Annotated in this window: 19 protein-coding genes; all 19 read right to left on the bottom strand. The window is 74.9% G+C overall.

Annotated features, from left to right (window positions below; genetic code table 11):
* Positions 1-176 precede the first annotated feature (176 nt).
* The 19 genes from AB7J25_RS01350 to AB7J25_RS01440 all read right to left on the bottom strand — a co-directional run bounded on the left by AB7J25_RS01350 (position 177) and on the right by AB7J25_RS01440 (position 24,270).
* Positions 177-1,157 carry a glycosyltransferase family 2 protein gene (locus tag AB7J25_RS01350; protein WP_428504084.1) on the bottom strand — a complete coding sequence of 327 codons (981 nt, stop codon included), beginning with the start codon at positions 1,155-1,157 and terminating at the stop codon, positions 177-179.
* The gene (locus AB7J25_RS01355; protein ID WP_428504086.1) at positions 1,150-2,178 is read right to left on the bottom strand and encodes an SDR family NAD(P)-dependent oxidoreductase; all 1,029 of its coding nucleotides are present in this window, start codon (positions 2,176-2,178) and stop codon (positions 1,150-1,152) included. Before AB7J25_RS01355 ends, AB7J25_RS01350 begins: the two co-directional genes overlap by 8 nt.
* Before the next feature lie 41 nt (positions 2,179-2,219).
* Positions 2,220-3,398: a glycosyltransferase family 4 protein gene (locus tag AB7J25_RS01360; RefSeq protein ID WP_428504088.1), complete on the bottom strand. Its 1,179-nt coding sequence runs from the start codon at positions 3,396-3,398 to the stop codon at positions 2,220-2,222.
* Positions 3,395-4,648: an oligosaccharide flippase family protein gene (locus tag AB7J25_RS01365; protein WP_428504090.1), complete on the bottom strand. Its 1,254-nt coding sequence runs from the start codon at positions 4,646-4,648 to the stop codon at positions 3,395-3,397. The genes AB7J25_RS01360 and AB7J25_RS01365 overlap by 4 nt, the downstream gene beginning before the upstream one ends.
* A gap of 68 nt (positions 4,649-4,716) precedes the next feature.
* The gene (locus AB7J25_RS01370) at positions 4,717-5,877 is read right to left on the bottom strand and encodes a glycosyltransferase family 4 protein (RefSeq protein ID WP_428504092.1); all 1,161 of its coding nucleotides are present in this window, start codon (positions 5,875-5,877) and stop codon (positions 4,717-4,719) included.
* Positions 5,878-5,909: 32 nt separating this feature from the next.
* Positions 5,910-7,040: an NAD-dependent epimerase/dehydratase family protein gene (locus tag AB7J25_RS01375; RefSeq protein WP_428504094.1), complete on the bottom strand. Its 1,131-nt coding sequence runs from the start codon at positions 7,038-7,040 to the stop codon at positions 5,910-5,912.
* Entirely contained in the window at positions 7,037-8,041 is a 1,005-nt protein-coding gene (locus tag AB7J25_RS01380) for a beta-1,6-N-acetylglucosaminyltransferase (protein ID WP_428504096.1), read from the bottom strand. The genes AB7J25_RS01375 and AB7J25_RS01380 overlap by 4 nt, the downstream gene beginning before the upstream one ends.
* A 54-nt stretch (positions 8,042-8,095) precedes the next feature.
* Positions 8,096-8,974 (bottom strand): beta-1,6-N-acetylglucosaminyltransferase, encoded by an 879-nt coding sequence (locus AB7J25_RS01385; RefSeq protein WP_428504098.1) that lies wholly within the window; start codon positions 8,972-8,974, stop codon positions 8,096-8,098.
* Positions 8,975-9,366: 392 nt separating this feature from the next.
* Entirely contained in the window at positions 9,367-11,115 is a 1,749-nt protein-coding gene (locus AB7J25_RS01390) for a DUF222 domain-containing protein (protein WP_428504100.1), read from the bottom strand.
* A gap of 19 nt (positions 11,116-11,134) precedes the next feature.
* Positions 11,135-12,097 carry a GDP-L-fucose synthase family protein gene (locus tag AB7J25_RS01395; protein ID WP_428504102.1) on the bottom strand — a complete coding sequence of 321 codons (963 nt, stop codon included), beginning with the start codon at positions 12,095-12,097 and terminating at the stop codon, positions 11,135-11,137.
* A gap of 158 nt (positions 12,098-12,255) precedes the next feature.
* Positions 12,256-13,329, bottom strand: a complete 1,074-nt coding sequence (locus tag AB7J25_RS01400) for an LCP family protein (protein ID WP_428504104.1) — start codon at positions 13,327-13,329, stop codon at positions 12,256-12,258.
* A 75-nt stretch (positions 13,330-13,404) separates the two neighbouring features.
* On the bottom strand, positions 13,405-14,103 hold the full coding sequence (locus AB7J25_RS01405) for a hypothetical protein (protein ID WP_428504106.1): 699 nt from the start codon (positions 14,101-14,103) through the stop codon (positions 13,405-13,407).
* 4 nt (positions 14,104-14,107) lie between these two features.
* On the bottom strand, positions 14,108-14,734 hold the full coding sequence (locus tag AB7J25_RS01410) for a response regulator transcription factor (protein ID WP_428504108.1): 627 nt from the start codon (positions 14,732-14,734) through the stop codon (positions 14,108-14,110).
* Between the two features lie 135 nt (positions 14,735-14,869).
* Positions 14,870-15,553 (bottom strand): HU family DNA-binding protein, encoded by a 684-nt coding sequence (locus AB7J25_RS01415; RefSeq protein ID WP_428504110.1) that lies wholly within the window; start codon positions 15,551-15,553, stop codon positions 14,870-14,872.
* An 85-nt stretch (positions 15,554-15,638) separates the two neighbouring features.
* The gene (locus AB7J25_RS01420; RefSeq protein ID WP_428504112.1) at positions 15,639-16,436 is read right to left on the bottom strand and encodes a methyltransferase domain-containing protein; all 798 of its coding nucleotides are present in this window, start codon (positions 16,434-16,436) and stop codon (positions 15,639-15,641) included.
* Positions 16,437-16,549: 113 nt separating this feature from the next.
* Entirely contained in the window at positions 16,550-20,209 is a 3,660-nt protein-coding gene (locus AB7J25_RS01425) for a BTAD domain-containing putative transcriptional regulator (protein WP_428504114.1), read from the bottom strand.
* Positions 20,210-20,438: 229 nt separating this feature from the next.
* On the bottom strand, positions 20,439-20,873 hold the full coding sequence (locus AB7J25_RS01430; protein WP_428504116.1) for a cyclic nucleotide-binding domain-containing protein: 435 nt from the start codon (positions 20,871-20,873) through the stop codon (positions 20,439-20,441).
* Positions 20,870-22,951 (bottom strand): hypothetical protein, encoded by a 2,082-nt coding sequence (locus AB7J25_RS01435; RefSeq protein ID WP_428504118.1) that lies wholly within the window; start codon positions 22,949-22,951, stop codon positions 20,870-20,872. The genes AB7J25_RS01430 and AB7J25_RS01435 overlap by 4 nt, the downstream gene beginning before the upstream one ends.
* A complete protein-coding gene (locus AB7J25_RS01440; RefSeq protein WP_428504120.1) occupies positions 22,948-24,270 on the bottom strand; it encodes a reverse transcriptase domain-containing protein in 1,323 nt (440 codons plus the stop codon). Before AB7J25_RS01440 ends, AB7J25_RS01435 begins: the two co-directional genes overlap by 4 nt.
* Between the last annotated feature and the right edge of the window lie 170 nt (positions 24,271-24,440).

Genomic DNA, 24,440 nt, shown 5'->3' on the forward strand with positions numbered 1-24,440 from the left:
CTGCCGCCGCTGCTGCCGCCGCGCCCGTCACGGCGGCCGCGCCCAGCTGCACGAGACGGCGACGGCCCAGGAGCGCATCCCGATCACCGGGCGCCGGATGCGCCTGCGATCGGCCCCGCTCCCCGAACACCGCGCCTGCCTCCTCGCGTTCCTCCGCCTCCCCGGTCCGGTCCCCTTCATCGACGGAGTGCGGCCTCCCGAGCGGGTCCGCCGGCAGACCCGGACGCTGCCCGACCGGGCCCGGTCCCGAAACGGGCCGGATACCGGGTGAGCAGCGGCTCGAAGGTGTACCCGACATGGCGCAGCACCCGCCGGACCGGCCAGAACGGTGCGTTCTCGCTCAACCACCACAGCATCCGAGCCGGGCGCGTCGTCGCGAACGGGCGCTCCGCGAAACGCACGTTCCAGACACCGTGCTCCGCGTGGTGCTCCGGGTACTCGCGGCGGAACCGCTCGGCGTCGAGCGCGAGCTTGGCCAGCCCGAGGGTGCTCCCGCCCTCCGCCTTGGTCAGCGCGTGGACGTGCATCGCCGTCGCGCCCCCGACGAGCACGACGCGGTAGCCCAGCTCGCGGATCTTCAGCACCATGATCGGGTCGTAGTAGCCCGCGACGTAGCCCTCGTCGACGCCGCCGACCTGCTCCAGGACGGCTCTCCGGAAGATGTTGAGGTTGAGCGTCATCGATGCCGGCTCGCAGGTGACCATCGTCGGGCGCAGGACGGACGACCGGACGATCTGGGTCACGTAGTCCCCGACACTCAGGTAGGGGAAAGCGCAGCCCACGTCATCCCTCTCCGCCATGTCGAGCAGGGCATCGAGCGCGCTGATCGGGTGCGGGAGGATGTCGTTGGCCATGATGCCCACGAACGGCTCCGGTAGGAGCCGCCAGCCGGTGTTGTAGCCCTCGGCGAGCCCGAGCTCGCGGCCTGCGTGATGGTAGCGGGCCCCGATCTCCTCACACGTCGCCGCGAGCTCGGAGTCCGGCGTGGGGCTGCCGTCGACGAGGACGATCGTCCCGACGCGGCGGTTGCGCCGCAGCAGCCGCAGCCCCAGCTCGGTGGTGCGTGCCAGCAGCGCCTTCCCCGTGGCGTCCGGCGAGTTCCAGTAGTAGTTGACCACCATCCCCAGGGCGGCCGTGCCCGGTGCCTGCTCAGGCATGGCGGCGCTCCGTCAGCGTGTGCCCGAGGGTGCGGCGGACCTCGTCGACGTCGTTGTTCTCGAGGTACCAGTCGATCGTGGACCGCAGCCCGTCCTTGAACTCGATCTCCGGGGTCCAGCCGAGCTTCTCGTGGCACAGGCGGAGATCGCAGACACGGTTGTAGGGCCCTGTCGGCTTGGACGGGTCGAAGACGAAGTCGGCGTCCTTGCCCATGTAGGCGAGGACCTCGCGGGCGCAGTCGACGACCTTCGTTCGCTCCATCGTGCCGATGTTGATCGCCGAGCCGTCGTCGACCCGCTCGGCAGCCCGGATCGTGCCCTCGACGATGTCGTCGACGTGGGTCCAGTTGCGGATCTGCTCGCCGGTGCCCCAGATCTCGAAGGGGTTCTGGCCGACCATCGCCCGGCCCATCATCGCCATCACCGCGTGGCTCTCCGGGCAGCGCGGCCCGTAGGCGGTGAAGTAGCGCACGGAGGCGGCGGCGAGCCGGCCCTCGGCACAGTAGGCCCGCAGGGTCATCTCGGCCATGAGCTTGGCCCAGCCGTACAGGTTGTCGGCGGCGTAGGGCGGCCCGACCAGATCCTCGGTGAGGTAGAGGATCTCGTCGGGGTCGGTCTGGAGGTGCTCGGGGTAGACGCAGCCGGACGAGGCGAACACGACCTTCTGCGCGCCGGCGCGTTCGGCGGCGCGGAAGACCATGCCGTCGAGGATCATGTTGGTCGAGCAGTTGACCTGGTGCAGGTCGATGTAGCCGCGCCCGCCGTGGTCGGCGGCGTTGTGGAAGACGACGTCGACTCCAGCCGTCGCGGCGTCGGTCACGGCCGCATCGAGGAGGTCGCCCTCGTGGAAGTCGATCGCCCCGCTCGCGAGATGGGTCGCGAGGTTCTCCGCCCGCCCGCTGGAGAGGTTGTCGACGACGCGCACCTGCGCGCCGCGCTCCACCAGCGCGTCGACGAGATGGGAACCGATGAACGATGCGCCACCGGTCACCAGGACCGTCCTGTCCGTCCAGTCGTACATTCGCGAAACTCCTCCGCGGTTGTCGGTCGTGTCAGGTGAGGTCATGCAGGCTGCCCCGGGCGGGCGCCGATCTTCAGCAGCTCGTCGTAGGCGCGAGCCCAGGTCCGGATCCGGGCCTCCGCCCTCCCCCGGGCGGCGAGAGCGCCGCGGTGGTGCTCGTCGGTGTGCAGGCGGGCGATGGCGCCCGCAAGGGCGGTCGCGTCCCCCGGGTCGACCAGCAGGGCGCCGGTCCCGACGATTTCGGGCATGCCGCCGGACCTCGTGCAGATCAGGGCGGCCTCGCTCGCGAGCGCTTCGAGCGCGACGAGCCCGAGCGGCTCGCGCCACACCGACGGGACGACCACGATCCGCGCGCCGTTCATGAACCGCGGGACGTCACGTGGCGGGAGGCACCCGACGAACTCCACGTCCAGGCCGCGGTCGGCGACGGTGCGGCGCAGCGCCCGCTCGTAGGCCCCGGAGCGTCCCGGCTCGGCGAACCGTTGCGCGCCCGCGATGCGGGCCCGCAACCGGATGCCTCGCCGGTCCAGCACGGTGAGGGCGTCGACGAGGACGTGCGCGCCCTTCTCCGGAACCATCCGTCCGAGGAACACCACGTCGGTGTGCGCCTCGGCGGCGGACCCGGGCGCGATGAACGCGTCAGCGTCCACGGCGTTGTGCACGACGTGCAGCCGCTCCGGCTCGATCCCGGAGCGCGCGGCGAAGTCGTCGGCGACGAAGCGGCTGACGCCGACGAACCCGTCGATCTCCCGCAGGACGCGCCGCACGGTGGCCCGCGGTACATGGCTCAGCAGGACATTGTGCGCGTAGAGGTGGATCGTCGCATCGGGCAGCTGCCTGCGGAAGGCGCCGGCGAGCCACGGCTGGTTGTGCAGGAACACGTGGGTGGGCCGCGAGCAGGCTGCGCTGACGTCCGCGACTTCGCGCCAGCCCAGCGACGTCCCGCGCAGCCACTTGCTCGCCGCGTCGGCCACCGCCCGGGCCCGGCCGCCGGGTCGGGGGCACAGGACGCCCTCGCGATCCGCGCGACCGTTCGTCTGCTCTGCGCCGACGGCGAGATAGGCGGGCACGCCGACGTCGACGGCCGCTCGCTGCAGCCCGCGCGCGACGTTCAGCACGGCGGAGGCGTTGTCCTCGGCCAGGGAGTCGACGACGACGTGCCAGTCGCAGCGGCGCTCCGCGGTGTCCGCCCGCACGGGTGAGCTCGTGGGCGAGGTCATCGGGCCCGCCCTCCCGCGAGCACGGCGGCGAGGTCCGCACGGCGCAGCACGAGCAGCGACGACAGCCCCAGCCCGCTGGCCCGTACGAAGATCGTCGCCCGCGAGCCCCAGAGCAGGAGCTGCGTCAGGCTCACCGTCACGGCGGCACCCACCGCCCCCCACCGGGGGACGGCAAGCAGCATGCCGAGCAGCGTCGCGACCACTCCGCCCGCCTCGGTCAGGGAGACGAGCCCTGGGGACCCGCTGGCTGCGAGCACCGCTCCGATCGCGGTCGCACTCGCCGCGAGCACCGCGCCTGCGAGCAGGATCTGGACGAGCACCACCGCGCCCGCGAACTCCGCGCCGAACACCAGCTCGACCAGCGGGGCGGCTACGACGGCGAGCCCGGTCGCGAGGATCGCGGAGGACCAGGCGACGAGGCGAACCACCCGGGCGGAGCCGTCCCAGCCGTACCCGCCCGCGACCCGGGTGAAGAGCACGGGTGCGGCGGCCCGGTACAGCACCGAGGGCAGCTCTGCGACCGTCACGGAGACGGCGTAGAGGCCGAGCTGGTACGCCGGGAGGGCGACGGCGAGGACGAGCTGATCGATCCGCGCGTTGACGACCGAACTCAGCGTCGTCGCCCAGGACCGCAGCCCGAAGGACGTGAGCTCGCCGCGGGTCGGCTCGGCGTGCGGCTTCAGCGGATGCGCCGCCGCGGCCCGCGGCCGCACCAGCACAAGCCCCACGACGATGCCCGAGCCCAGGTACACGGCCGTGACGAGCTGCACCGACTCGCTGCCGGTGAGGAAGAGGGCGCCACAAGCGGCAACCCGCAGCACCGGTCCCAGCACGGCCTCGAGATTGAGCCGGGTCCAGTTCGCCTCGCCCTGCCGGCAGGCCCGCAGGACGGCGAGCACGATCCCGGCGAGCACGGCCGCCCAGAGGATCCGCACCACGCCCAGGTCGAGTCCGTGGCGGCCGGCGACAGTCGGTGCGAAGAGGAACAGGACGAGGTAGGCCAGAAGCCCCGCGGTGACGAGCGCCGGAAGGGCGAGCCGGACGAGCCGCGCCGAGCCCGTCCCGCGGGCCCGGAAGTAGGCGATGGCCGCGGGGATCCCGACGGTCGCGAAGGCGTCCGCGAACGTGAGCGGGGCGAGGATGGCGGCCATCTCGCCCCGACCCTCGGCTCCGAGGGTCCGCGCGAGGATCGGCGCGAGGAGTGCGGCCCCGATCGGCCCCGCGGCCATCGACAGGGTATTGACCGCCATGACTCGCGCTCCGGGGCTGAGCCCGAACGTCCGCGGTGGGCGCACGCCGGTCGTGACCCCCTTCCCGGTCATCGCAGGACCGCCCGGGCCGCGGCGCCCCGCCGCCCACCGTGTGCCGCGACCTCGTTCACGACCGCAGCGGCAGCGGCCGCCGTCCGCGGCTGCGAGAACCGCTCGCGCGCGGTCTGGCGGGCGCGATCGCCCAGGCGCCGAGCCGTCACCGCGTCGGCGAGAAGCCCGCGGAGTGCGTCGGCCAGCGCCTCGGGCTCGCCCGGCTCGACGAGTAGCCCGTCGGAGCCGTCGTCGATGATCTCCGGGATCGCCCCGTTCCGGGCGGCGACCACCGGCAGTCCGCAGGCCATCGCCTCGACGACGGTGAGGCCGAACGGCTCGGCCGACACGCTGGGATGCACGCAGACGTCGACCGCCCTCATGAGCGTCGCCACGTCCTCGCGGTGCCCCATCATCGTCACGCGATCCGCGATCCCGAGCATGGCGACCTGCTCGCGCAGCTCGGCCAGGTAGGAGTCCTCGCCGAACTGCGGGCCTCCGACGAGCAGCAGGTGGACCCCGGGCAGCAGGGCGGTCGCGGCCACGGCGACGTGTTGGCCCTTCCACCGGGCGATCCGGCTGAACACGCCGAGGAGCGGCCCACCGGGCAGGCCGAGCTCGGCCCTCGGGGTGGCCTGGGCAACCACAGGCAGGTCGACGCCGTTGTGCACGACGCGCACGAGATCGGCCCGGCCGCCCGCGGCGACGAAGGCCGCCTCCGCTGCGGCCGACGGAACGACGACGGCGTCCGCGGCGAGGTTCGCGAGCTTGACGACGAGCCGGATCTGCATGCGCCCGAAGTGGTCGCTGTCGAGGATGTCGTGCAGGTGCCAGAGCAGGGCCCTACGGCGAGCGAAGGCGGCGACAGCCGAGACGACGAAGGCCTTCTGCGAGTTCGCGTACACGACGTCGGCATGCCGGGACGCCTCGGCGACGCGCCGGGCGACCCGGATCATGCCGCGGACGGCTGGGAGGGCCGCCCGCAGCAGTGGTGCGTCACGGCGGACACGGCTCAGATCGGGGGCGTCCGCGACGACCGCACACGGCACTCCTCGTGCCTGGAGCTGCGTCCGCAGCGGGCCGTCCGCGAACAGCAACGCCGTACCCCGCGGCACATGGCCGCCCGCGACGCCGAGGAGCACCCGTTCCGCGCCGCCGAGCACGCCCGTGTGACTCACGAAGAGAACGTCCGGGCCGTCGCCGCTCCCCGTCATGCGCGCCGAGCCCCGTCCAGCGCCAGGAGCCCGGTGAGAGTGCCGGGTTCCTCCGAGATCCAGTCGAGGAGGCGCAGCAGGCCGGTCTCGAGATCCACCGTCGGGCTATAACCGAGGATCTCCGCTGCCGCACCGAGGTCGGCGTGCGCCGCGCGGACGTCACCGGCGCGGTAGCGCCCGGACACGTTCGGCCGTGGCGCCCCTGTCAGCACCGCGAGGCGCCGGGCGAGGTCCAGCAGCGTCACGGGTGCACCCGAGCCGATGTCCACGGTCACCCGCCCACCGGCGCGCCTGCCGGCTGCCGCGGCCAGGGCGGCCACGACGTCGTCGACGTAGACGAAGTCGCGCAGGATCTGCCCGTCCTCGTAGACGTCGGCTGCCTCTCCGCGCAGCGCGAGCTGTGCGAACAGTGTGACGATGCCGGTGTACGGGTTGCCCAGCGACTGGCCGGGGCCGTACACGTTCTGCAGCCGCAGCACGCAGAGGCCGCAGTCGTGCGCCCCCGCCCACGCGTCGAGGATGTGCTCCTGCGCGAGCTTGGTGGCCGCGTACACGTTGGTCGGCCGTGGCTGCGTGGTAGCCGCCCGGTGCGGGAGTGGTGCCTGCGCAGGCTCACCGGTCCCGGTGTCCGGGTCCCACAGACCTGCCGCCAGCCGTGCAGCGTCCCGCGGACGCGGGTAGCCAGCTGCTCCCGCCGCGTCGGTCCAGCGGCCCTCGCCGTACACGGCCCGCGAGGAGGCCAGGACGAAGCCGTCGGGCACGTGGCCGCGGCGCGTGAACGCGTCGAGCATCTCGGTGGTGCCGACGACGTTGATCCGGCCATGCCGACTGGCCTCGGTGAGCGACTGGCCGGTGCCCGTCTCGGCCGCCAGGTGGACGACGACATCCGGGAGGTGGTCGCGCAGCAGCGCATCCCATCCGCCGGAGTCGGTGACATCGCCGAGCACCGTCCGGACCGTCGGCGGAAGCAACGCCGGCCATTCCCGGCGCGGATGGACCTGGGGGTGCAGCGAGTCCAGCACGACGACCTCGACGTCCTGGTCGGCACCGGCAAGGGCGAGCGCCCGGACCAGTCGCGAGCCGATGAACCCGGCTCCGCCGGTGACGAGGATCCGCCGGCGAGTCACGCGCCCACCACCGAGCTCGGACGGGCGGGCGACGTGCCGAGCACCTGCTCGTCGAGCAGGTCGAGGACGGCATGGTCGTCCGGATCGAACTTGCGGGCGAAGTACAGGCCGGAGGCGAGCATCCCGTCGACGGCGTCGAGGCCCAGTACGTCGGGCCGACCCGTCGTGGGCCTACTCCACCGGATGTGGTGCAGCGAGGCGTTCTCGATCACGAGCTCCGGATCGTTCGCCAGGATGGTGGCCGAGGCCGACTCCAGCGGGATGATCGTCCGCTCGTAGTGCGCAACCAGGTCCGGACGCTCTCGCAGCGTCGCGCACAGGCGCTCCATCGCCGTGCGTGAGAGCGCGAACCAGGGTGAGTTGACCCAGCACGGGTAGTCCGGTCCGAACAGCCTGCTCCCGGAGCGGACACCGATCTTGGTGGGAAGCTGCAGGGCCTCGGGGAACCAGTAGACCCGCACCGTGCTCTGAATCTTGTTGAAGGCGCGATAGCCGAATATCCGCACCTCACGAGCCATCCGCCGCACCCGCCCGGGGACCGCGTCGAATCGTGGGCGGGGAAGCTCGACGAAGCGGTAGAGGTAGCGGCGCTCGTGCTCGCGCCGCAGGCTGCGGTCCGGGATCCGGTCGAGCCGGTCGAGTTCGACGACGGCGTCGGCGCCGCCCGCGCCGAGGCGCGCAGCGAGCCCGGAGAGCTGGCGGATCGGGTAGTCCTGCTCGGAGAGCAGCACCGCCCAGTCGAACTCGACGTGCTCGAGCATCCAGGCGAAGACCCGCCAGCGGGCGGACTCGAGCGTCATGTCACCCCAGACGATCGGGGCGTCGCTGGTCAGCAGGTGGACGTCGCCGATCGCGGCGAGCGCGGATTCGTCGAGCGTGGACCGGAAGCGGTCGTGGTGGACGACGATCACGCTCGTGGGATCCCCCGCGCGCAGTGTTCGCAGGAGCCTCATGAGCATCTGCGGGGAGCGGTAGGAGGTGACGAAGTAGGCGATTCGCATCGGGGGGCCGTTCTGGGTCGGGGAGCTGTCGGCGGTCTAGGCGTCACAGGTCGGCTAGCAGCGGATTCGGGCATCGAGCGCGTCGAGCAGCTCTGCCGACCCGCCAGCGGAGACCTTGCGGACGAAGTACTTCCCGGACTCCTCGATCATGGGAAGGTCGTGGATGGTGCGGATGCCCAGCAGGGAGCGGTCCACGTAGTGATAGTTGGCGAAGTCGGCGGTGACCCTGCCGCTCCGCGGGCGCAGCTCCGGGTCCGCGACCTCGGCACGCCACCTGCTGCTCCACAGCAGGGTCTGGAAGAAGGTCTCGTCCGGCGCCTGGGTGTGGCGGAAGGCTCGAACGAGCCGTTCGTCCGCCGCCCGCTCGAGCAGGTCGGCGACGCAGTCGGCGGTGAGCGCGATCCACTGGCTGCCGGCGACCGGGGCGAAGCCGCCGAACGCGTCCGGCCGCCGCCGAGGCGCGAGGGCGGCCACCGTACGTCGTGCGGCGACGCGCGCAGGGTAGAGCGGCCCCGAACCGACGGGGATGTGGTCGAAGTACCAGCGCCGCAGGACCTGACCGGCGGCTGGGGTCCCGTCGAGCAAGAGGGCGGCGTGGCAGTGCTGCCGGAAGGGTGCCTTGTCGAGGTAGTCGGCGAACTCCTTCACGGGACGAGCGGGGTAGCACTGGCCGGACAGGAGCACGACGTGCTCGCGGGGGGCGGCGACCTCGACGGCCGTCTCGAAGAGGCGCACGGTCGCCTCGACGACGGAGAAGCCGCCCCAGCGGACCGGCACCCGATCTCGCACGTAGACCGTCCGCGGAAGCCCGGCGAACTCCTGTCCCGGCGAGCGGGCGTCGATGTGGACGATCACAGGATGGGGCGCCAGGCGGTCCACCAGGCGGGCGAGTAGTTGCGGCTCGGCGTGGGCCAGGACCGCGAAGACCGGCACGTCGTTCCTCCTTCAACCGGGATCAGGCCGCGGCCGTCGCGATCGGCCTGCCGGGCATCGAGAGCTCGCCGAGCCCGGCCGCAGATCCTCGCGGGCGGGAAGGCCGCCGACGGGGACGGCCCGGTGCCCGGCTACCGCGAGCACACCGGCCGCAACGCCCGCCTGGGGGGACGGGACGCCTCCGGAGACGATCCTGATCACGACTCTCCGTGGTTCTCGACAGCCGTGGGGGGAGCACCACGACACCCATTCAGTCGTACGGGAGCGCCATCCGTTACGCACCGGGCCCGACTTCATCACCGATAACGAGGCCGTCCGGCCCCGGTCGGGCAGGACCGGCCGGTCCAACACGCAAGGCAGCCGCGGCCCGATTCTGCGCCGCCAACCTCGATTCAAAACGGTGGCAGGTCGTCCAGGTCGACGTGTGGGTCGGCGGTGCGACCGGGTGTCCGGCTACCGAGCGCGAGGTCACGAGGCAGTGGGCCGAGCCCGTGTTCGAGGTCGACTGGGTCCACGCGGTAGTCGTGGGGATGACTCGTCCATGTGCGGCCCGTCGGCGTGGTCCAGGTGAGACCGCCGTCCGGTTCGAGGACGACGCGCCAACCGTTACTGCCGTGGTCGGCACCGCCCTTGAGGTCGTGGTGGCGCTTGCAGAGCGCCACGAGGTTCGCCGCGCTCGTCGGACCCTCGGGGTGCGGAACGTGGTGGTCGAGCTCGCACGACGTGGCGGGCCGCGGGCAGCGCGGACCGCGGCAGTGGAGGTCGCGGGAGCGCACGTGGTCGGCGAGCCCGGTGGGCGGCTTGTAGGTGGTGCGTCCGTGATCCAGCACGGTGCCGGAGAGCGGGTCGGTGACCAGCCTCCGCCAGACGCCGTCCGCGGCGACCTCGCGCGCCAGCCCAGCGGGGATCGGCCCGTACCCGGGCAGCTCAGCGGGCTCGTCGTCCGCGTCGAGCAGCGTCGAGTGCGGGATCACGATCGTGATCAACGGTTTCCCGGGCGACATCGGGTTGAGCCGCTCCCGCCTCGGCCGAGCAGGATCCCGGTGGGTGTGCTGCGGGGCGAGCGGCGGGGATGCGCCCTTACGGCTCGGTGGCGGCCGGTCCGAATCCCGCCTGCCGCCGACCGACCCAGCCACCCCCGCGCAGTCGGCCGTCCCGGCCGCCTCCGCCGGACCAGCCTGTGCCGCACCGGCCTCGTCGACCGAGCCCGGGCCGCCTGGCCACATCGCACCCCCCGGGCACCCCTCGCGGATGGCGTCGCCAGGCGGATCCGCAGGATCGACGTAGCTGATCCGGCCCGTCAGGAGGGCCACGAGCAGGTCGGCCCGGCGAGCGTCCATCCGCCGGGGGTCGTCCCCGCCGAGGCCGCGGGCGAGCCGCGTGAGCGACTCGAAGCACGCGCGGGCGTCGGGCGCGGAGAAGTAGGCCCACAGTGACGCCATGCCCTCGGGCTGCGCGTTGACCGTGACCCGCCGATCGTTGCGGGCGGCCTGATGGCGCCTCTCGGCACCCTCGGGATCGACCGAGATGACGGCCCGCTGCACAGACTTCCGCAGCTGGCCCTTGCTCTGCTCCGGCGCCCGACCGAGCACCCGCGCGGCCACGGCGGCTGCGTGCTCGGGCGAGAGCACCTCGGTGGCGTCGGTGATGATCCGGACCTTGCCGGCGTCGAGCGCGCCGCTCTCCCAGGCCTCCAGGACGTCCGGCAGCACCTCGTCGAGGTAGCCCGACCGTTCGACCCGCGCCGCCGACTCCCCCGGCGACAGCCGCAACGACACCCCGACCTCGTCCGGTACGAACGGCACCCGCCGACCGTTCTGGCCGGACAGCTCACGTTCCCGGCGGCGTCGCAGCTCGGCGAGCAAGCGGGCCTGCCGCGCCTGCGCCCAGGAGGCCATCTTGTCGAACCCGGCGATCGCACCCACCAGGTCGTCGTCCGACAGCTGCGCGGGTGCGTCCGTGGCCAACTCCAGCTCTAGCACCGCGAACCCGGACGGCGGCAGCTCGTCCAGCCGCGGCCCTTCGGTGCACCAGCTCTCCGGCACCATCGCAGGCACGTCCGGCCAGGCGTCCGCGGGCAGCGTCGTCCCGGGGAGAGACTGCCACTCGCCGGCTACGGATTCGATCGTTGATTCGAACATCCGTTCGATGATCGCATGTTCAGCCGATCTGCGCAACCGTCCTGTTCCGGACGAACCAGCGGTAGGTGCCCTCGATGCCGTCACGCAGCTGCACCCGCGGAGACCAGCCCGTGGCCCGGATGCGGCTCACGTCCAGGAGCTTGCGCGGCGTGCCGTCGGGTCGGGACAGGTCCTGCTCGATCGCGCCGCGGAAACCGACGACCTCCGCGACCGTCCTGGCGAGCTCGCGGATCGTCACGTCGCTGCCGACCCCGACGTTGATCGGGCTCGGGTCGTCGTAGACGTCGAGGAGGTGGACGACCGCGCGACCCAGGTCGTCGGCGTGCAGGAACTCGCGCCGTGGGGTACCGCTGCCCCACAGCACCACCCGGTCGCTGCCCGCCTCGACGGCCTCGTGGAAGCGGCGGACGAGCGCGGGCAGGACGTGCGAGTGCTCCGGGTGGAAGTTGTCGCCGGGGCCGTAGAGGTTCGTGGGCATGGCCGAGATCCACCGCGCGCCGTACTGGCGGCGGTGCGCCTGCACCTGCAGGATCCCGGCGATCTTCGCGATCGCGTAGGCGTCGTTGGTGGGTTCCAGCGGGCCCGTCAGCAGGCTCGACTCGGCGATCGGCTGCGGCGCGAGGCGGGGGTAGATGCACGACGAGCCGAGGAACAGCAGGCGTCGGACCCCGACGGCATGCGCGGCGTCCATGACGTTGACCTGGATGCGCAGGTTGTCGGAGAGGAACTCCGCGGGCATGGTGTCGTTCGCGACGATCCCGCCGACCCGCGCGGCCGCCAGGACGAGCACGTCGGGACGGACGTCGCGCAGGTGGTCGAACGTCGCCGCCCGGTCGCGCAGGTCGACCTCGGACGAGCGGGCCCCGACGACGTCGGCGAACCCGGCGGCGTCGAGCGCGCGGGCGATCGCGGAGCCGGCGAGGCCGGTGCGGCCTGCGACGTAGACGCGGGAGTTGCGGTCGAGCTGTTCGACGGTGGCCACGAGTGCTCCTGTCCGTTCGACGTCTTCCCGAGGAGCCGACGGGTTCGGCGGGACAGTCTCGCCGACCGGCCCGGCCGCCGGATCACCCCCTCCATGATCCGGCGGCCTCGGGCAGGCGAGCCGCTACTCGCGCAGCTCGCGCAGGTTGTCCTTGGCCGTCACGACGGCTCCTCGCCCAGCTCGGCGGCCGGGTTCGCCGCGACGTACTCGGCGACGGTCCCCGACCGGACGGCCGCCCACAGCAGTGCGCCGCCCGGCCCGTCCAGGTACACGACCGACTGGTCGCCTTCGCGCCCGAGCCCGCGCACCGGCGCGCTCAGGAACGTCACACCGGCCGGGCGCAGGCCGCGCGCGTCCAGCGCCAGCTCGCGCAGCCGTCCGTTGGTCATGCTGTCGTCGACGCCGACCGAGTGGGTCGCTGCGTCGAGGAAGCCGTAGAGCGCCACCGGGTCGGCCAGGGTGCCCGCCGAGGCCACCTTCGTGAGCAGCGCCCGCAGCGCGTTCTGTTGACGGCGGGCCCGGTCCAGGTCGCCCTCCGGGAGGTCGTAGCGCTGCCGCACGTAGGCCAGCGCCTCCGCCCCGTCCAGGTGGTTCATCCCGGCGTGGAAGTCGACGCCGTAGTTCGACGTCGGCGCCGCGACCTGGACGTCGATGCCGCCGACGGCGTCGACCATCGCCTGGAAGCCCGCGAAGTCGACGACGGCGAAGTGGTCCACGCGGATCCCGGTGAGCTGCTCGGCGGTGCGCACCAGGAGCGACGGGCCACCGTACGCGTACGCAGCATTGATCTTGGCGGGCCCGCGGCCGGGAATGTCGACCCAGCTGTCGCGCGGGATCGACACCACCGCCGCCGACGAGGCGTCCGGCGCGAGCCGGGCCAGCATGACGACGTCGCTGCGGGCCGAGCCCTCGTCGGCGCCAGCGGCGGAGCCGGTCGTGGGGAGCGCGGCGCGGGAGTCCGTCCCCATCAGCAGGAAGGTGAGCCCCGGCTCGTCGGCCGGGCGGGCGGCCGGGTCCAGGGGGGCGAACACGTCCGGCAGGCGGTCCACGTTGTCGCCGAGCCGATCCACCACCAGGAACCCGACGCCCGCCAGCAGCACGACGACCGCGAGCGCGGCGAGTGCCACGACGCGGGCGCGGGGCCGGCGCGATGCCGGCCTGCCCACCGCGGCACGCTCGGCCGAGGCGTCCGTCTCAGGGAACGGCGCCCTCGGCGGGTCGATCCAGTGCACGGACTCTCCGGTGGTGTTCGGTGGCCACGGGGGGAGCACCGCGACACCCGGTGAGTCGTTCGACCGCGTCGGTCGTTACCGCTCGCGCTCGGTTTCATCACGCAGTTGAGGCTCTCCGGCCCATCTGCGTACCGCCGGACGGCTGAGTACGGCGGTCTGCAGGTGGCCTGGTGTGATCACCGAGACGACCGTCTCCAGTGCCTCCGCGAGGAGCACCGCCGCCGCGTGGTGCGCCTGCCGCGGGCCTCCGATCGGGTCCGGCACCCGGTCCGCGTCCGGCCCGGCGGGAGGTGCGAGCCCACGCCCGTGCCGGGCATGGTCCACGAGCGCGTGTGCCCGCTCGACCGGGTCCGCCGGGAGCACCGCCGGATCGACGGCCGCGGCCAGCCGGGCGAACTCGCGCACCGCAAACGTGGTCCCGAGGCCCGCCGGGCTGCATTCCAGCACCGACCGCCGGTGCCGCGCGCCCGCGCCGAGAACGAGATCGGCCGCGTCGACCATCGACACGTCCAGCCGCCGCGCGACGAACGTCCCGCTCGCGGCGCCGTGCAGCCCCCAGGGCGCGAGCTCGGCGCGCGAGTCCGGGTGCATCCCCGCACCCGCGACACCCTGCACCCCCGCGCTCGCCACCACGAACCGCGCCGCCGCAGGCCCGAGCCGCGCCCGCAGCAGGTGGCGCGTCAGGATCTCGGCGAACGGTGACCGGCAGACGTTGCCCGTGCACACGAAGAGCACGCGGAAGTGCTCGTCCACGCCGGCCCGGTGACGCCCCACCGGATCAGTGTCCCCCGGCGTCCCGGTAGACCGTGATCGCCTGGTCCTGCGCGTTCACCTCGAGCTTCACCAGGATGGACCGGATGTGGGTGCGCACCGTCGCGAGCGCGACGAACAGGTCGTCCGCGATGTCCGCCGCCCGCCTGCCCTCGGCCAGGAGGCGCAGCACCTCCCGCTCCCGCCGCGACAGGCGGCGCAGGCGCTCGACGCGCCCGGCCCGCTCGGCCTCGGCACCCGCGTGGACCTCGTGCCACCGGGAACGCTCCGCCTCGCCCATCCGCAGTCCGGGCCCCGCCACGACGAGCTGGGCGAGGTCGGCGAACGGGGTGTCCGTGCTCGCCCAGGCTTGCGCGCCCGCGACGACGGCGGCCGCAGCACGGTCCACGCACGCCCACGCGCCGACGGCGATCACCGTCCAGCCTGCGGCGACCGCGCGCGGGATCGTCTCCACCGCGCGCGGCGGGCCGAGGTCGACGATCAGGACGCCAGGGCGTGCGTCCCCGAACGCGCTGCCGCTCGCCAGCAGCTCCGCCGGGTGGCCGTGGCAGCGCAGCGCGGCCACCAGGCTGGTGAGCAGCAGGCTCGGCGGACCGAGAACGGCGACCGGCACCGCCGCGCCTTCCGGGACCATCCACCGCCTCCGTGGGTACGCCGCGTGACGAAGTGGCGGCAACCGTAGGCACGGCAGGTTTCCGATCGGTTATCTACCACCCGATCGGATCAGGTCTTGTGGTACAAGGCGCAATCGAGCGCTCGACCAGGTGAGCTACTTCTTCTTCCCCTTGGCCGCCTTGCCCTTCGCGGGCTTGCCCTTGGCGTCCTTGCTCGCCTTCGCGCCCTTCCCGGCCTTGTCAGCCATCACGGCCTTGTCGGTCTTTACAGCCTTCACGGCCTTGTCGGTCTTCACGGCCTTCTTCGGCTTCGGCGGCACCGCGTCCACCTCGGGAGCGTCCGCGGCGAACGACGCACTCGCCCGCACCGGCGCGGCCGCGGGCTCGCTCGCGACCTCGGCCGCCTCGACGATCGGGGAGGCGGCGGGTGCCGCCGCCACCGGAGCGGGCCGCGTCCGGCGCGCGGACTTGGGAGCCGCCCCGTTGCGGGGGTCCGGCGGGACCGGCGCTGCCCCGTCCTTCGGCTCGAACGGCTCCCCCGGTAGTGCCGCCGGTGGGCTCGCCGCGGTGCCCGCCACGACGGCCCGGAACCCCGCACCGGGACGGAACGCGGGCACCGTCGTCGCCGGCACCGCTACCGCCTCTCCGGTGCGCGGGTTGCGGGCCGTGCGCGCAGCACGGGCTCTGCTCTCGAACACCCCGAACCCGGCCAGCGACACGGACTCTCCCGCGCCCACCGTGCGGACGATCGTCTCCAGGACGCCGTCCACCGCCGCCTGCGCCGTACGCCGGTCGCCGATCCGCGCCGTCACGGCCTCCACGAGCTGCGTCTTGTTCATCCGGGCACCGTATCGCCTGGTCGGGGCCACGCGGGTCCGGCTCGCGGGTGATCAGGTGCCCGTTCTCGACGCCGGCACCCCGCCGTCAGACCGCGCGTCCCACCGCGACGCACATCGGCAGCGCCCCCCACGGCCGCACCGCCGCCCCGTCCGCGCGCAGGAGCGCGGCCTCCCAGCGGGTCACGTCCGCGACCGTGGCGACGCCCGCCGCCACCATCACCTCCCGCGCCGCCCACGCGGGCGGGCGCACCCCGACCGGCAGGCGGAGCACCGAGCCACCACACGTGTAGCGCTCCACCGCGAGCCCTGCCCCCGCCAGCAGCACGCCGAGCCTGCGGCCCACCGCCATGTCGTTGCCGCGGCCGGACTGGAAGCGGCGGTAGCGCTCGGTCAGGTCGGCCAGGTCCGGGTCCTGTGGCTCGATCCAGGCCGAGGGCGCGTCCACGTCCACCAGGTAGACCGCACCGCCGGGCCGGGCCAGGTCCGCCAGGTGCGCGACGATCCGCTGCTCGTGGCCGCCGTTGTGCGCGAGGACGTGCCGGCACATCACGACGTCGTACGCGCCGGTCGGCAGGCCGGTCGCACCCGCCTCGCCACGGTGGACCGCGGCCTGCGGGAGGTCGCCGACCTCGGCTGCCGCCGCTGCCACCGCCTCGTCCGCGACGTCCACGCCGTCCGCGCGGCCCAGCGGACCCACCGCCTCGGCCAGCCGCCGGAGCACCGCGCCGGGCCCGCATCCGACGTCCGCGACCGTCGCGCCGGGCAGGATCCCGGCCGCGCTCCATGCGTCCCGCTCGTCGGCGTGGGCGATCGACGCCATCATCCGGTAGCGGGCACGCTCCTCCGGGCTCAACGCGAGCGCATATGTCGTGGTGGCTGCCATGGCGACTTCCTTCCCTGCGACGGCCTTCCTGCCCGCCACGGTGCGCCGCCGCGCTGTACGGCCGCTGATCCCCCGCTGACTCGGGTCCGATCAGCGCCCCGATCAGCGCCCGCTCAGCGCCCGCTCCGCGCCCGGGTCCGGTCCAGCGACGCCCGCGCGTGCGCCGTCCAGCGCGGCGCATCCGCCCGCCGCGCGACCGCGAGCGCCCGCCCGTACAGGTCGGCGGCCTCCCGCACCCGGCCCCGGTGCTCCGCGATCTCGCCCAGCACCTGCGCCACCGGCCCGACCGCCACCGTCGCCGTCCCCGCCCCGACGACGAGGTCGGGGAACGGCGCGAGCACCGCGTGCGCCTGCTCGACGCGTGCGTCGTCGCCGATCGCGATCCCGAGCCGGGCCCGGGCGGCCATCACCGTGTCGTGGAAGTAGTCCAGCCGCACCGGGCCGGGCGCGCCGGCCTCCGCGGCCGCCTCGTCCGTGCGGCCCGCCGCCGCCAGCGCCGCCGCGTACAGCTCCGGCAGCTCGCGGCCCTTCGCCGCCCGGTGCGCCGCCGCGATCCGCACCGCCTCGTCCGGGCGCCCGGCGAGCATCCGCAGGCTGTAGGCGGCGTAGGCGGCGAGGTCGTGCTCCCCGCCCCACTGCCCCAGCCGCGCGAGCATCGCCACCGCCTCGCGGTAGTCGCGCTCCGCACCGGCGACGTCGCCCGCCACGGCGCGGCGGGTCCCGCGGTAGAACTCGACGAACGCGAGCTGCAACGGGCGGTCGTAGCGGCTCGCCAGCTCGGCGACCGGCTCCACCAGCTCGTCGGCGGCGTCGAACTCGGCCCGCTTCGCGTGCGTGCCCGCGAGCATCAGTCGCGCCACGCCCTCGGCGTAGGCCAGCTCGTGGCGCTCCACCAGGTCCAGCATCTCCCGCGCCGCCGCAGAGCGGCGGCCCAGGCCGTCCAGGGTGTAGTGCTGCATGCACACCGCGTTGAGCGCCATCAGCAGCCCCGCCGGGGACCCGGCCCGCCGCGCCAGCTCCTCCGCCTGCGCCGCCGCGGCCCGCCCCCGCCCGCCCGCCTCCGCGTCGGTCTCGAACGCGATCGCCACGAGCAACCGCACCCGCAGCGTGTCGTGGCCCGGCGGGAGCTCGCGCAGCGTCCGCTCCGCGAGCGCGACGACGTCCCTCGCGAGCGTGCCGTAGGGCCGGGTCGTCCACAGCGCCGGAGCGGTGAGCGCTCCGATGGCGCGAGCCGTCCGTATCGGGTCGCTCAGGGCCACCGCCGCGGCGATCGCGTGCTCGCGCTCGGCACGCGCCGCCACCACGTCCCCGCCGAGGGCGAGGGCCCGGATGCGGCGCAGGGCCAGGTCCAGGCGCTCGCGCGGGTCCGGTCCCGCCTGCGCCGCGGCCCGGTCGGCCGCCACGATGCTGCGCTGCCACAACACCGCGGCCTCCGGGTAGGCCAGGCGCACCTCGGCCGCCTCCGCCGCCGCGCCCGCATACCGGGCCGTGGCGGCGTGGTCCGCGCCGCTCGCCGCGAAGTGGTGCGCCAGCGCCGCCACCTCCCCCGGCTGCGTGCGCTCCAGCGCCCGCGCCACCCGCCCGTGCACCCGGGCCCGCCGCAGGCGCGAGAGCGACTCGTACGCCACGTCGCGCACCAGCGCGTGCGCGAACTCCAGCCGCCCCGCGCCCGGCTCCACGACCAGTCCCGCGGCCACCGCGGGCTCCACCGCGTCGAGCACGGCGTCGGGGTCCGCCGCGGTCACCTCCGCGAGCAGCTCCACGTCGAAGCGCCGACCGATCACCGCGGCCGTCGCCAGCAGCGCGCTGCTCGCCGCGGGCAGCCGCGCGATCCGCCGCGCCAGGACGTCCCGGACGCCCGCCGGCACCTCCGTCGTCGCCGCCTCGGGGCCCTCCGCCTCCAGCAGGCGCGCGCACTCCGTCACGAAGAAGGCATTGCCGCCGGTCCGCAGCGCCAGCTCCGCGACCGTCCGGTCGTCCACGGGGGCCGTGCACACCGACCGCACCAGCTCCCCCACCGCCGCCTCGTCCAGGCCGCCGAGGGCGACCCGCACCGGCAGGTGGCGGGCCAGCTCGGCCAGGGCCGAAGCCAGCCGTTCCCCGCCCTCGTCACCGTCGTCGCCGCCCGCGGCGCCCACCTCCCCGTCACGCAGCGTCGCCACCACGAGCACCGCGGTGCCACCGAGATCGGGAACCAGACGGCACAGCAGCGCGAGCGTCTCGTCGTCCGCGTCGTGCAGGTCGTCGAGGAGCAGCAGCAGCGGACGGGTCGCCGCCAGCCCGGCCAGATACGCGCCGACGGCGCGATGGCGGCGGAAGCGGGCCACCGCGGGATCGCCCGCGACGTCCGACCGGCCGTCCCCGGTGCCGTACGGGGTGCCGTCCGCTGCGAGCAGGCCGTCCAGCGACGCCGCCTCCCGGTCAGCGACGATCCCGGCAGGCGGCTCCTGCGCCGTCAGCGCCTCCAGCAGCTCGATCCACGGCCACGCGGGCGGGGCGCCCCGATCCTGCGGGCACCAGCCCGCTGCCGTCCGCCACCCGGCGGCGGCGAGCTCGGCGGCCAGCCGGCGAGCGAGCGCGGACTTCCCCGCACCCGGGGCGCCGGACACGAGCACGAGCCCGCCCCGGCCACCGGCGGCGGACGCCGCCGCCGAGCGCAGGACGGAAAGCTCCGCGGCCCGGCCGACGAAGGGGGCGAGGCCGGGCGCCGGGACGGGCAGGGCGGCTGGAGCGGGCAGGGCGGCTGGAGCGGGCAACGCGGACATCCCGGCTGGCACGGGCACCGCGGGCAGCACGGGCGGCACGGGCACCGCGGCTGGAGCGGGCACCGCGGACGATGCGGGCGGCGGGAGCGGCGCGGGCAGCACGGCCGGCCCCGACACCGCGGGCGCGGGCACCGGGGGCGCGGGCACCGGGTTGGACGGCGCGCCCGCCACCTTCTCGACACCCGCCACCACGGGCCGCTCCGGCAGCGGGACGGCCTGGTCGAGCACGTCGCGCTCCGCCCGCCGCAGCGCGGGACCCGGGTCGACGCCCAGCTCGTCGCGCAGGGTGGCCCGCACCCGGCGAAGGGCGGCGAGCGCGTCCCCCTGGCGGCCGGACGCGTAGTGGGCGAGCGCGAGCAGCCGCCACGCCTCCTCGCGCAGCGGGTGGGCGGCGGCGTGGGCCTCCAGCTCGGGCACGAGATCCGCGACGCGACCGAGGGCCAGCGCGGCGGCGGCGCGGCGCTCGTGGGCGAGCAGCGCCGTCTCGGCGAGCCCGTCGGCCTCGACGCGGGCCCAGGCGGCGTCGGCGAACTCGGCGAACGCCGGCCCGGCGCACAGCGCGACCGCGGCCTCGGCGCGGGCGTGGGCGAGGGCCGCGCGCCCGTCGTCGAGCAGCTCACCGGCCTCGGCGACGAGGCGTTCCAGCTCCCAGGCGTCGACGGCGTCGGCGTCCAGCCGCAGCGCATAGCCGGGCGGCTCGGTGACGAGGACGCGCGCGGGTGTGCGGGGCGCCCGGTCCGGTTCGAGGGCACGGCGCAGCTGCGAGACGAACGTCTGCACCGCAGCGAGCGCCTGCTGGGGCGCAGCCTCGGGCCAGAGGTCCTCGATGAGCCGGTCCACGGCGACGACTCGGCCTCGGGCGACGGCGAGGCGGGCGAGCACCTCCCGGTGTCGCGGCCCCCGCAGGCGGACGGGCGCGTCCCCCAGGCGGGCCGCGATCCCGCCGAGCACCCGCAGCCGCACCCCGGTCGCCGAGCGCACCGGTGCGTCGAGCACGACCGCCGTCACCGACCCCACCCCCATGCCTTCTCGACGGCACGCGGTGCCGCGAGGTTCACCTCGGTCCGAACCCTGCACGGCACACCGTTCCGGCGGCGTTCCATCAGTCGAACGCCATGCGATTAGATTGAATCGCATTCCATCCGAATGTCAAGCCGGATTGCACCGAGCTCACGGACCAGTCGTACCGGCGGCGAGAGGGCGCCGGATCGGTGGCGACTACGGAGTTAGGGCCGAGCTAGGGCGAGGTCGAAGGGGTCAACACGTCCTGGGCCGCGACCAGCCCCCGCGCCATCCCGACCATCACCCGCCAGGAGACAGCAGCGTTGGTCTCCACGAGCCGCCGGAAGTCCCAGGAGCTGAGCGTGAAGCAGCGCAGCCCGTCGAGCGCAGTGACCGTCGCGGTGCGCGGGATCTCCAGGAGGAGCGCCACCTCGCCGAAGTGGTCGCCGGGCCCGAGCGTCCGGATGCGGCGACCGCCGACCGTGACCTCCGCGGCGCCAGCCTGGATGACGAAGAACCCGGCTCCGCGCTCCCCCTCGACGACGACGTGCTCGCCGGGTGCGAACCCGCGCTCCCCCATCAGCGCGGCGACCTTCGCGAGCTCGCGACGGCGCAGCTCGCAGAACAACGGCGAGCGCCGCAGCCCGGCCGCCAGGATCCGGGCGGTCACGGCAGCCTCCGCCGCGGCGTGCGCAGGCCCGCGACGGCGGCCCGCAGGTTCAGCGCCGTCACCCGGCGGTTCCAGGCCGCGATCGCGCGCCGGCCCGCCGCGCGGTCCGCGACGAACAGCAGCTCCAGCTCCCCGCCCGCGCACAGCGGGGTGACGGCGTAGCGGGAGCGCGGCCTGCGCACCCGCAGATCGCGGGCGAACGCCGTTGCGTCGGCGAGGACGGCCCGCAGCTCCCGCGCCGCGAGCCCGCGCAGGCCGGACGGTCCCCGCCCCGGCTCGTGGACCAGCCCGCCGGGCACCGCCGCCCGGAACGCCCGGCCTGCGTCGCGGGCGTCGACCGGCAGGATCGCCGTGGTCAGGTGCTCGCCCGCCGCGCCGAGCAGCCGGGTGCGCGCGGCGTGCAGCAGGGCCTGCTCCCCGTCGGGGCAGGTCGCGGTGCGCACGCGGCGCACCTGACCGCCGCTCGCCCGCTGCAGCCACTCCCCGCTCACCCCTGGCGTACCGGGCGGGCAGAACCACACGATCCGGTCCGGTGCGATCCAGGCCGCGCCACCGTCGTGACCGACGCGGCGGGCGACCCGTTCCGCGAGCTGCGCGAGCCGCCACCGCGCCGCGTCGGCCCGCGAGCGCGCGTCCAGCCGCTCCAGGCCGCGGGCCGCGACGAGCGCCGTCGACCCCACGACGACGGGCTCACGCACCCGGCCCAGCGCGTGCAGCCACTCCAGGGTCAGCAGGGCGGACGCGGGGCCGCGCCGCAGCCACTGCGGGCCGACGCTGCTGCGCCGCAGCGTGGCCAGGGCGCCCGCGCAAACCGCCACCACCGCGGCGACACCCGCCAGCAGCGGCGCCGCGGCCCCGGCCAGGTACCCGATCCCGACCACCCCGGCCGCGCACAGCGCACCGGTGCCGATCACCGCCGCGTACGCGGCCCCGGCGAACGCCTGGATCTGCGCCCGCGCCAGCACCGAGCGGGCCACGAAGAACGCGCCGAGGGCACCGAGCTCCGCGGGCCCGGGCCGCTCCACGAGAGCGACGACCGCCGCCGCGAGGGCCCCGAAGCCGAGACCGAGCACCACGGCGAGCCACGCGGTGAACCGCTCGAACCGCCGCCGCAGGTTCGCGAACAGGCGCAGCTCCAGGCGCTTGAGGTCGAAGTAGAGCAGCCGCGCCCACTCGGCCCCGGCCGTCACGGTCGGAAGCACCAGGAACAGCGCCGACACGCCCGCCGACACCCCGGCCGACACGCCCGCCGACGCCGCCCCGGCCAGGAGCCCGAGCACCACCAGCCCGTCCAGACCCATGACGGCGTTCGCCGTCCCGGCCGCGAGCGCGGTCCGCCACGCCGCCGCGCACCCGCGGGCGGCCCGCAGGCCCAGGCGCCCGCGCAGCCGAACCCCCAGGAAGTGCTGCAGCCGCCTCGTCCAGTGCAGGGTCGTCGCGGTCTCCAGCACCGTCGTCACCAGCACCGCGACGACCGGCGCGGACGCCCGTCCCGCGAGCGCGACCAGGACCGCGAGCCCGGCGAGCTGCGGGGCGAGCGTCGCGCCGAGCGGCAGCCGGACGCGGCGCACGGCGTACACCCCCGAGTGGTAGGCCCGCACCGGCAGCTCGGCCGCGAGCCGCACCAGGAGCGCCGCCACGTACAGCTGTGCGACCCCGGGCCCGAGGACGGCGACCCACGCGACCGCTGCGGCGAGCACCACCCCGCCCAGCCCGAGCCCCAGGCTCACCCAGGACGCGATCACCGGTGGCACCCGGTGCGGCCGCGCCGCCCGGTGCAGCTCCCGCACCCGGGACCGCTCGGCCTCCAGCACCCCCCACCAGAACTGCCCCGCCAGCAGGACGGCACCGTGCGCGGCCACCGCGGACACCAGCTCGTCCGTCCCGAACGAGCGCAGCAGCACCAGCGCGAGGACGGCGTGGGCGATCGACGCCACCAGCCAGTTCACGGTGAAGAACCGCAACCGGTAGGCGGCGTAGCGCCACAGCCGGTCGCCCAGCAGCGCCTGCTCCAGGGTGACGATCCGCGCCTCGCGGGCGGCCTGGCGCGCGAGCCAGCGCTCGGTTCCCGTGCTCACGCGCGCCCCCGGGCGTTGCGGGTCGCGACCAGCGACGCCAGGCCCCACTCACGGCGCATCCGCCGGTAGCCGACGGTGCGAAACGCCCGCGGGCCGCGGCGCCCGCTGATCGCGCAGGCCGCGATCAGGGCGATGCGGTGGTCGAGCTGGCGCAGCTGCTCGCGGTCGGTGACGATCTCGCGCAGCGCCGCGGCCGACCGTTGCTCGGTGAGCGCCGCGCGCGGGGTGAGCGTCCTGTTCACCACGGCACACACCGCCCGGCCGAGCCGGTCGGGATCCGTGCGACCGAGCGTCGCGACGGTGGCCGCGGTGCGCCGGTCCACCTCGCGCAGCAGCGCCCGTACCTTCGGCGGGTCCAGGCCGACGACGCCGCCGGCGTGGACCCGCATGCCGAGAAACGCCACCGCGGGCGCCCCCGTCGCCTCCGGCCAGTCCCCGGACGGGCGGCCCGGCGGGGTCAGATACAGGACACGGCGCTTGCGCGCGTTCACCGTGAGCCCGAGGCCCCGCAGGACCGCATCGATCGTGGCGGCGGCGCTGCGGGCGGCGTCCACGTCCGCGTGGGCGAAGAGGAAGTCGTCGCCGTAGCGGGCGTAGAACCCGCCGGGGACGGCGGCGAGGGCCGGGTCGAGGGCGTTGTCGAGATCGGCGAGGTAGCGGTTGGCGATCACGGGCGCGATCGGCTGGCCCATCGGCAACCCCCGCACCCGGGTCGCGAGACCCCCGCCCGGCACCCGCAGCGTCGTGCGCACCACCTCGGTGACCAGGGGCGGGAGCGGCCCGAGCGCGCCGGTGAGCATCGGCCACAGCGGCGAGCCCGGACCGAGCGGGATCGAGTCGGTGTAGGAGTCGACGTCCCCGCGCAGCACGTACACGCCCCGGCTGCCCGGCGCCTGGCCACGGCGGGTGGCGCGCAGCCACGCCGCGAACTGCGCCACCGGCTGCCACCACGAGCGGCCCGGCCGGTAGGAGAACACGCGCGCCGAGAGCGCGGGCTCCAGCGCCTGCGCCACCACGTCCGCGACGACGCCGTGCACCAGCAGGTCGGTGAGCCGGCACGAGTAGACCTCGCGCAGCTTGCCGCGCGCCCGGATCGTGCGCAGCTCGCCCGGTTCCAGCGCGTAGCGCCCGGCCGCGACGTCGCGGGCCAGCAGGCGCGCGACCCGGCCCCGGGCGAGCACGACCGAGGCGAGCGAGACGTCGTCCTGGCGCAGCTCGTGCAGGCGGCCGGTGAGCAGGTGGCGCTGGTGGAGCCGCTCGATGCGGCTCTCGTAGCGGCGCCGGTCGGCGAGCGCGTCACGCACGTCGACGATGGTCACGGTGGTCTCCGGAGGGGAAGGGCGGGCGAGTGGTTTGTCTTCCTTGGCGTAGCTCAGTGGTAGAGCGCCCCGGAACCTTTCCGGGGAGGCCGCTGGTTCGAGTCCAGCCGCCATACCTGACAGCCCGTGGCGGGACAGGACCGCGGTCCCTCCTCCCGCCCGGCGTGCGA

The organism is Pseudonocardia sp. (genome assembly GCF_050246655.1).
Lineage (GTDB): Bacteria > Actinomycetota > Actinomycetes > Mycobacteriales > Pseudonocardiaceae > Pseudonocardia.

What these genes read in the sequence shown, in the direction of transcription:
- AB7J25_RS01415 (WP_428504110.1), bottom strand. Translation starts at nt 15,553, where the DNA reads ATGAACAAGACGCAGCTCGTGGAGGCCGTGACGGCGCGGATCGGCGAC.
- AB7J25_RS01410 (WP_428504108.1), bottom strand. Translation starts at nt 14,734, where the DNA reads ATGGTCCCGGAAGGCGCGGCGGTGCCGGTCGCCGTTCTCGGTCCGCCG.
- AB7J25_RS01360 (WP_428504088.1), bottom strand. Translation starts at nt 3,398, where the DNA reads ATGACCTCGCCCACGAGCTCACCCGTGCGGGCGGACACCGCGGAGCGC.
- AB7J25_RS01365 (WP_428504090.1), bottom strand. Translation starts at nt 4,648, where the DNA reads ATGGCGGTCAATACCCTGTCGATGGCCGCGGGGCCGATCGGGGCCGCA.
- AB7J25_RS01355 (WP_428504086.1), bottom strand. Translation starts at nt 2,178, where the DNA reads ATGTACGACTGGACGGACAGGACGGTCCTGGTGACCGGTGGCGCATCG.
- AB7J25_RS01420 (WP_428504112.1), bottom strand. Translation starts at nt 16,436, where the DNA reads ATGGCAGCCACCACGACATATGCGCTCGCGTTGAGCCCGGAGGAGCGT.
- AB7J25_RS01390 (WP_428504100.1), bottom strand. Translation starts at nt 11,115, where the DNA reads ATGTTCGAATCAACGATCGAATCCGTAGCCGGCGAGTGGCAGTCTCTC.
- AB7J25_RS01350 (WP_428504084.1), bottom strand. Translation starts at nt 1,157, where the DNA reads ATGCCTGAGCAGGCACCGGGCACGGCCGCCCTGGGGATGGTGGTCAAC.
- AB7J25_RS01380 (WP_428504096.1), bottom strand. Translation starts at nt 8,041, where the DNA reads ATGCGAATCGCCTACTTCGTCACCTCCTACCGCTCCCCGCAGATGCTC.